Here is a 6,630-nt window from a genome sequence, read left to right on the forward strand (position 1 = left end):
CGCCAGCCCGCCCATGCTCGCCACCAGCGCGACGCCGAAGACGATGCTCGGGCCGAGCTTGGTGAATCCCTCCGAGCGGCCGAGCGCCGTGGCCCAGACGGCTTCGAGGACACCGGAGACGACGAGAACGATCCACGACATGACAGAGCTCCTTGGCCAGTCTTGTCGCAGTCCGGGTACTGATCCCTCGTCCGGTGACGCGGTGTGCGCCGGATCCGACGGTAGCAAGCGCTCCTGGGCACCACCCGTGCACGCCGACGCGGGAAAAGCGGCTCAGATCAGGAAGATCGACACGGCATCCGGATTGTGGGCGTGCACGAGCACGCCGAACACGACCGCGTCGAAGAGCAAGTGCACCGTCACGACGTACCACAGCGACCGCGTGCGCAAGAGGAGGAACCCCTGCACGAGCGCGAAGGGGATCGTCAGCACCGGACCCCACGCTTGGTAGCCCAGCTCCCACAGGAACGACACGAACACGATCGCCTGGAGCACGTTGGCGCTGACGTCCGGGAAGTGTCGACGGAGCAGGGCGAACACCGTGCACACGAAGAACAGCTCGTCCCAGATGCCGACGGCCCCGACGCCGACGAACAGGCGTGCGATCAGCTCCGGGGTGTCCACCACCGGCCAGTTCATGTAGACGCCGGAGGTGACGAAGTAGAACGGCAGGATCAGCCAGCCGAGCACGATCACTCCGGCGAGCCACGCCCACTGCCACCACGCCCAGCGTCCACCGCCGCGCCAGGGGAAGCGGATCGCCCGGTCGTGGAAGACGAACCGGGACAGGACGTAGGGAAGGAGGACGGCGCCGCCGAGGGCGAGCGTGAACCGCACGAAGGCCGCGTCGTCGAGCTCGGCCTTGAGGGGAATCAGACTCACGACGAACTGCCCGAGCGCGATGAGGAACACGTCACGGGCGATGCTCGGGGCCGGGTCGGCCCGCTGTCCGGGCAGGATCGGAACACCCGCGCGTCGGTCGACGACGACCGCGGATGCCACGGCGAGAGCCAGCACGATCCAGCCGAGCCAGACGATCTGGACGACGAACAGCACCGGCGCCGCGAGACACACCAACACCGCCGGCAAGAGCTTCGCCGTCCAGGTGCGGCGGGCGTGCTCGGGCTCGACGGCGTGCGAGGTCATGGCGTGCGGCGCGTGTAGGTCAGATCGCGGATGTCGCGCCCGACGCGCAGCCCCTTGCGCTCGAACGCGGTGAGGACCCGACCATCGAACCGCTCGGCCCACTCGCCGGGGAAGTCCCGTTCGAACTCCGCGGCCTCGTCGAGCACGGCGCGCATCTGGTCGGCGTAGTCCTGCCAGTCGGTCGCGAGGCGCAGAGTGCCACCGGGCCGCAGCGCCTGCGCCGCGATCCGGGCGAACTCGGGAGCGACGAGGCGACGCTTCGTGTGCTTGTTCTTGTGCCACGGATCGGGGAAGAACAACCACAGCTCGTCGACGGATGCCACGGGGAGCATATGCTCCAGGACCTCGGGGGCGTTGGCTTCGACGAGGCGGAGATTGCGCAGCCCCTCGCGCTCGGCGTCGAGCATCGTGCGCGCCAGGCCCGCGGCGAAGACCTCGACCGCGAGGAAATCGGCATCGGGCCGCGCGGCCGCGGCCGAGACGATCTGGTGCCCCTGACCGGAGCCGATCTCCACGATCAGCGGCGCGCGGCGGCCCCAGACCTCGGCCGGATCGATCGCCGATCCCGGGCGGACGCTCGTGGCCGCGGCATCCCGCTCCACCGACAGCAGGTAGAACGGCGAGAGCTCGGCCCACGCCCGATCCTGCGCCTCCGACATGCGACCGCTGCGGCGGACGAACGACACCGGACGGTCGCGGTAGACGGGGGTCTCCATGGCATCCAGGGTAGGCGACGCCTGCGGCGCACCGTCGTCGCGCGGGTCGCGCGACTGCTCGCGAGGCTTGCGGCCGCTCACGGGATGGTCACGAAGTCGATGAGCTCTTCGACACGGCCGAGGAGGGCCGGTTCGAGATCGCGGAACGTGGTCACGCGCGACAGGATGTGCTGCCAGGCACGGGCGAGGTCGGCCTGCTCCTCGGCGGGCCACCCGAGCGCACGGCACACGCCCGCCTTCCACTCGATGCCGCGGGGCACCTCCGGCCACGCCGCGATGCCGAGCGCGCGCGGCGTGACGCACTGCCACACGTCGACGAAGGGGTGACCCACGATCCGCACGTGCGCGCCGTGACGGCCGCGCGCGATCTTCTCCGCGATGCGCGACTCCTTCGAGTTCGGCACGAGGTGGTCCACGAGCACGCCGTAGCGCCGCTCCGCGGTCGGGGGCTCGGCATCCAGCGCCTGCTCCAACAGGTCGACGCCCTCGAGGAACTCCACCACGACGCCCTCGGCGCGCAGGTCCGCACCCCACACCTTCTCGACGAGTTCCGCGTCGTGCTTGCCCTCGACGAAGATACGGCTGGCCCGAGCGGTGCGCGCGCGCTGATCCGGTGCCGCGAAGGATCCGGAGGCGGTCCGGGTGCGGCCCTTCGGGGCGGCGGTGGGCGCGACGAGCACGACCGGCTCGCCGTCGACGAGGAACCCGCCGCCGAGCGGGAAGAGCCGACGCGTGCCGAGGCGGTCCTCCAACTCGACATTCATCCCCTCCAGGCGGGTGACCGCTCCGCAGAATCCGTCACCGGCGACCTCGACGACCAGATCGACGGATGCCGCGACCTGAGCCGCTTTCTTCCGACCGGCGTCGCGCCAGCCGCGGGCGAGCACATCGGTGCCGTAACGATCGTCCATGGGGGTACCTCCGAACGCCCGAGCCTATGCGGCGGGCGCGTACGCCCGGAGCGGACGCGCCGATCCTTCCCGGGTGTCGGAGGGGCTTTATAGAGTGGGGTCCTCAGCGCCGAAGGGGAATGCATGCGAAAGCCGAAGACGGCCGCGATCATGGCGGGGCTGGTGATCGCGACGGCGTCCGTCCTCGGTCTGCCCGCAGCGGCCTCCGCGGTCGAACCGCCACCGCTCGGATCGAGCTACGTCCTCGATCAGGCCGACGTGCTCACGAACGCGCAAGAGGCCGAGGTACAGTCGCGTCTGATCCGATTGGCCGAACAGACCGGTCTCGACATGTGGGTCGTGTACGTCGACGAGTTCACGCAGCCCGCCGCCGCCGAGGACTGGGCCAACGAGACCGCCAACCGCAACAATCTCGGTCCGCATCAGTACCTCCTCGCCGTCTCCGTCGACGGGCGCGCCTTCTATCTCTCGGGCGACGTCGACGACGGCACGCTGTCGGCGTCGCAGCTGGCCACCATCGAGCAGGACCGCGTACAGCCCGCGCTGACGGCGGGCGATTACGCCGGTGCGGCCGACGCCGCAGCGACGGGGATCACGAGCGCGGCGCGCGGTTCCGAGCCCGCTGCTCCCACTCCCGCCGGGAGCGGTCCCGACGTCGCTCTCATCGCGCTGGTGGTGTTCCTCGTCCTCGCCCTGGGCGGCGGTCTGCTGTGGCTGTGGCTGCGCCGGCGGCGGGGCGCCCCGGCGGGCCCGGGCGCGTCCGCGAGCGAGAGCATCGGCGATCTCGCCCGTCGCGCCGGATCCGCCCTCGTGGCCACCGACGACGCGATCAAGACGAGCGAACAAGAGCTCGGCTTCGCCCGTGCCCAGTTCGGCGACGCGGCCGCCGCGCCGTACACCGAAGTGCTCGCCCAGGCCAAGGCCGACCTCGATCGCGCCTTCACGATCTCGCAGCAGCTCGACGACGACGTCCCCGAGACCGACGACCAACGCCGCGCGGGGTACGCCGAGATCCTGCGGCTGTGCGCGGCAGCCGACGCGGGCCTGGATGCCAAGGCCGCCGCGTTCGACGAGCTGCGGGCCCTCGAATCCGACGCCCCCGCCGCACTCACCCGTGCGCGCGAACGTCACGCGACGGTCGCGGCGGCGCTCGACTCCGCGGCGACCGAGCTGCGGTCGTTGAGCGAACGCTACGCCGACGATGCCCTGGCCACCGTCGCCGACAACCCGGCACAGGCCCGGGCTCGCCTGGATCTGGCCGCCCATCAGTTCGCGACGGCCGAGACCGCGATCGCCGCGAGCACGACCGGCGAGGCGGCGGTCGCGATCCGCGCGGGAGAATCCGCCGTCGCGCAGGCCGAGAGCCTCGAGAACGCCATCGCGTCACTGGCGGCCGACCTGGCGACCGCCGAGCGTCGCGCGACCGACCTCGTCGCCGAGATCGAAGGCGACATCGCCGCGGCGGCGGCGCTGCCCGACCCGGACGGTCAGGTAGCGGGCGCGGTGGCGACCGCGCGCGCTCAGCTCGAGGCCGGGCGCGCCGCCCTGGCTCCGCCGCGACCGTCGCCGGTGCGCGCCCTCGCGGCGCTCGAGCAGGGCAATGCCGCGATCGACACGGTGCTGAACGCCGCGCGCGACGAGATCGCACGGCGTCGGCGCGCGGAGTCGCAACTCGACACGGTGCTGGTGCAAGCGCGCGCCCAGGTCTCGGCGACCGAGAGCTTCATCTCCGCCCGACGGGGAGCGATCGGACCGACCGCCCGCACCCGGTTGGCCGAGGCCGGCGCCGCCCCCGTTCAGGCCGAGCAGCTGCGCACCGCCGATCCCGTCGCGGCGCTGTCGTCCGCGCAGCGCGCCGCGAGTCTTGCCGGTGAGGCCGCCTCGCTCGCGCAGAACGATGTCGGAGCGTTCGAGGGAACCCGAGCGGGTGGGGGCGGCGGCGACATGATGGGCGCGATCCTCGGCGGCATCGCCGTCAACGCGCTCCTCGGCGGCGGATCCCGCGGCCGCGGGGGCTTCGGCGGCGGCGGACTCGGCGGCCTGGGCGGAATGATGGGCGGAGGCGGCGGCCGATCCCGGTCGGGCGGTTTCGGTTCCGGCGGATCCCGCGGACGTTCCGGAGGCTCCTCGTCGGGCGGGTCCCGCGCCCGCCGCGGAGGGGGCCGCTTCTGATTCCCCTCACGCGGCCATGAGGGCCGTCACAGAAAACTCGTAGCATCCCCCACCAGACTCGACACCGTCGCCTCAGGAAGGAAATCCCGCATGGCCAAGCAGTCCATCTTCGGTCGCATCTCGACCCTCGTCCGCGCGAACATCAACTCGCTCCTCGACCAGGCCGAGGACCCGCAGAAGATGCTCGACCAGCTCGTCCGCGACTACTCCAACTCCATCGCCGATGCGGAATCGGCGATCGCCGAGACCATCGGCAACCTGCGCCTGCTCGAGCGCGATCACCAGGAAGACGTCCAGGCCGCCGCCGAATGGGGCAACAAGGCCCTCGCCGCCAGCCGCAAGGGCGACGAGCTGCGTGCCGCCGGCAACGCGGGCGAGGCCGACAAGTTCGACAACCTCGCCAAGATCGCTCTGCAGCGGCAGATCACCGCCGAGAGCGAGGCCAAGGCCGCCGAGCCCACGATCGCTTCGCAGACCGAGGTCGTCGACAAGCTCAAGGACGGCCTCAACGGCATGAAGGGCAAGCTCGAGCAGCTGCGGTCCAAGCGCAGCGAACTGCTGGCGCGCGCCAAGGTGGCCGAGGCCCAGAACAAGGTCCACGACGCCGTGAAGTCGATCGACGTGCTGGACCCCACGAGCGAGCTCGGCCGGTTCGAGGACAAGATCCGCCGCGAAGAGGCCCTCGCCGCGGGCAAGCAGGAGCTGGCCGCGTCGAGCATCGACGCGCAGTTCAACGCCCTCGAAGACGTCGGGGAGCTCACCGAGGTCGAGGCGCGTCTGGCCGCGCTGAAGACGGGCGGCCCCCAGCGCGCCGCGATCGACGCACCGAGCCCCGACCTCTGATCGTCGCGGGAGCGCACCGCCCTCGCGGCGGTGCGCTCCCCTTCTCCGACAGGCACCCCATGACGCGTTTCGTCATCGCCCCGCAGTGGCAAGGTTCGTCGTCCTCGCGCGCGATGCAGCTGATCGACGGGGCCGAGGCGATCGCCGGCGACCTCCCTCGCGCCGCGACCCTCGCGATCGAGGCGCCGGCCGAGGCCGGCGACGCCCAGGGGACGAAGGTGCTCCGCGCCAGCGCCCTCGCCCGCATGCGCGAGCGCATCCACGACACCGTCGCGGCGGTCCGCGGCGAACACGCGGTGACGATCGGCGGAGACTGCGGCGTCGCCCTCGGCGCGGTCTCGGCCACTGCCGGCGACGATCTCGCGATCGTCTGGATCGATGCGCACGCCGATCTCCACACCCCCGAGTCCTCGCCCAGCGGAGCGTTCCACGGCATGGTGCTGCGCGCCATCCTGGGCGACGGGGTCGATCCCCTGCGCCTCCGCCCCGGCATCCCGCTCTCGCGCATCGTGCTCGCGGGCACCCGCGCCATGGACGACGACGAGAAGGGCTACATCGACGAGCACGGCATCCGTATGGTCCCGGCATCCGGGCTGGCCGATCCCGACGTTCTCGCCGACGCGGTCGTGGCCACCGGCGCCTCGCGCGTGTTCATCCACCTCGACCTCGACGTCCTCGACCCCGCCGAGATCAGCGGCGTCGCCCTGCCCGAGCCCTTCGGGGCCCGCGCGGCCGACGTGGTGGCCTCGATCCGGCGGCTGCGCGAGCGCCTCCCCCTCGCGGGAGCGACGATCACGGAGTTCTCGCCCGCCTCACCGGCGGCCGCTGTCGACGACCTCGGC

At 71.9% G+C, this 6,630-nt stretch carries 7 protein-coding genes and 1 riboswitch; of the genes, 3 read left to right on the forward strand and 4 right to left on the reverse strand.

Features of this window, described 5'->3' with window-relative positions; translation table 11 throughout:
- From LQV45_RS15200 to LQV45_RS15215, 4 genes are all read right to left on the reverse strand, one after another.
- A partial coding sequence (locus LQV45_RS15200; protein WP_230007757.1) for an SMR family transporter occupies window positions 1-141 on the reverse strand: 141 nt, incomplete at its 3' end.
- Between the two features lie 10 nt (window positions 142-151).
- Window positions 152-216: riboswitch (guanidine-III (ykkC-III) riboswitch) on the reverse strand.
- Between the two features lie 57 nt (window positions 217-273).
- Entirely contained in the window at window positions 274-1,146 is an 873-nt protein-coding gene (locus tag LQV45_RS15205) for a CPBP family intramembrane glutamic endopeptidase (RefSeq protein WP_230007752.1), read from the reverse strand.
- Entirely contained in the window at window positions 1,143-1,862 is a 720-nt protein-coding gene (gene trmB / locus LQV45_RS15210) for a tRNA (guanosine(46)-N7)-methyltransferase TrmB (RefSeq protein WP_230007758.1), read from the reverse strand. Before trmB ends, LQV45_RS15205 begins: the two co-directional genes overlap by 4 nt.
- A 77-nt stretch (window positions 1,863-1,939) precedes the next feature.
- The gene (locus tag LQV45_RS15215; RefSeq protein ID WP_230007753.1) at window positions 1,940-2,773 is read right to left on the reverse strand and encodes a DUF3097 domain-containing protein; all 834 of its coding nucleotides are present in this window, start codon (window positions 2,771-2,773) and stop codon (window positions 1,940-1,942) included.
- A 123-nt stretch (window positions 2,774-2,896) separates the two neighbouring features.
- Between LQV45_RS15215 and LQV45_RS15220 the strand changes: the two genes are divergently transcribed.
- The 3 genes from LQV45_RS15220 to LQV45_RS15230 form a co-directional block, all read left to right on the forward strand.
- Window positions 2,897-4,945, forward strand: coding sequence for a TPM domain-containing protein (locus LQV45_RS15220; protein WP_230007754.1), 2,049 nt, complete (start codon window positions 2,897-2,899; stop codon window positions 4,943-4,945).
- A 90-nt stretch (window positions 4,946-5,035) separates the two neighbouring features.
- Complete coding sequence (locus tag LQV45_RS15225; RefSeq protein WP_230007755.1) at window positions 5,036-5,788, forward strand: PspA/IM30 family protein; 753 nt, start codon at window positions 5,036-5,038, stop codon at window positions 5,786-5,788.
- 59 nt (window positions 5,789-5,847) lie between these two features.
- The coding region (locus LQV45_RS15230) for an arginase family protein (protein WP_230007756.1) at window positions 5,848-6,630 on the forward strand (783 nt) is incomplete at its 3' end.

This window comes from Microbacterium sp. Bi128 (assembly GCF_918698205.1).